1 protein-coding gene is annotated in these 1,512 nt (G+C 58.9%); it reads right to left on the bottom strand.

The features are described from left to right. Window positions 1-20: 20 nt before the first annotated feature. On the bottom strand, window positions 21-1,364 hold the full coding sequence (locus ACCAA_RS04215; RefSeq protein ID WP_186405999.1) for an IS4 family transposase: 1,344 nt from the start codon (window positions 1,362-1,364) through the stop codon (window positions 21-23). Between the last annotated feature and the right edge of the window lie 148 nt (window positions 1,365-1,512).

Here is a 1,512-nt window from a genome sequence, read left to right as displayed (position 1 = left end):
GCCATACCCTTACACATAACTTATTTAGCATATATTTTTTGCATATGTTCGACGCCCCTGACGAAGTCGCGAAGTCGCGCGAAGCCGAGCCAGAGGGTTTTGACGCCGGGTTCGCCGTCGCACTTGCGGCCGAGGAAGCCGCCGAGCATGGCGATTTGCCGAATCATCTGGCGGAGGTTTGGCGGTGTGCTGGGCGGTACTTTGTCTGCCAGGATATAGGCACCTTTCCATTCCTCCTCGCTGAACAATTCGCAGGCGGACAAGTCTGGATGGGTGCGCCCCAGTCGAACGAGGTGTGCCAGGCGCCACGCCACCACCATGTAAATTGCCAAGGCCAGTTCGATCTTGTCGATATGTCCCAGTTGCAGGGCTTCCACCCGACAGCCATTCTTGAGGACATTGAAAAAGATCTCGATTTCCCATCGCACACGATACCAGTCGATCAGGGTCACGGCCTCTTCGAAGTGGTTGGCCTCACGATTGGTCAGCAAGCGCCATTCAATAGGCTTGACGCCTTTGGGCGCTGCGATTTCCTGGGCAATGACGCAGGTGACGCTGAGCAGGCCACCCTGGCCGTCGGGCAACTCGACGCGGCTGGCAAAGAGCTTCTGACGCACGTGACGAGCGGCTTGTTTGCCTTGCCCGGGCAGGGTGAATTCGATCTCGCCCAGCGCTTCGCTCGACCGGACTTTTGCCCACAGTTTGCCGCCCTCGGGGAGGCAGCGATTGTGTTTGGAACGAACCAGCCAGTCGGCGGGCGTTTTCAGGACATGGGCTCGTTGCATCAGCCTGGCAATATCGGATTCCCGATCGGCCATATAGACGAAACGCGTCTCGGGCATCGTGACGGCGGCTTCGCCCACCCGCTCGTAGCCTTCTATCCAGCGGGTGCTCTCGAGGATCCCAGGACGGTTTCCGTCCGCGTCCTTGAACTCTCGTGCCCAGATCCAGGCATCAATGATCCCCAGCGGTTCCCGCTCCGGGGTCACCACGTAGGTGGGATGCAGGTACAAGCCGCGTTGAGCCTCGTAACTGAGTGGCCCCAGTCCCTCAATGGACTGGCCGTTGAAGTCCAGTTCGGTGGTGTCTTGCAGGCACAGGACCACCGCATGCTGACGTACACGGGCCAGGGTGCACGCCATATGGGGCGCCAGAATATCTTCCCACCCGAGCGATTGCTTCTTGTCGCTGGCCTGATCGAAAAAACGATAGGCCGCCTGGGTCTCGGCCCAGCCCGAACAGGCGCCCGGAATGCTGGCCGTGGGTTTGTCAGCAAAATCGCTCGCCAGCATGATCAGTCGCTTGGTCAGACGACCGTCGCCAAGTTCCGCACCGCCAAATTCCTCCGTCGCCCAGTTATCCATGCGCATGCTCCGCCCAAAGGCCGCACACCATACAGCATCTCACCAAGAGGGCTGCACGTGCGACGGAAAATGCTCGCCGAATCATGCTTTCAAGCCAGTCGCAAAAAATTTGGCAAACATGCAAAATGGGTTCTGTGTAAGGATATGG

The organism is Candidatus Accumulibacter aalborgensis, from assembly GCF_900089955.1.
Classification (GTDB): Bacteria; Pseudomonadota; Gammaproteobacteria; order Burkholderiales; family Rhodocyclaceae; genus Accumulibacter; species Accumulibacter aalborgensis.
Note: the sequence above shows the minus strand (reverse complement) of the source record. Positions and strands in the feature narration are given on the sequence as shown.

What these genes read in the sequence shown, in the direction of transcription:
- ACCAA_RS04215 (WP_186405999.1), bottom strand. Translation starts at nt 1,364, where the DNA reads ATGGATAACTGGGCGACGGAGGAATTTGGCGGTGCGGAACTTGGCGAC.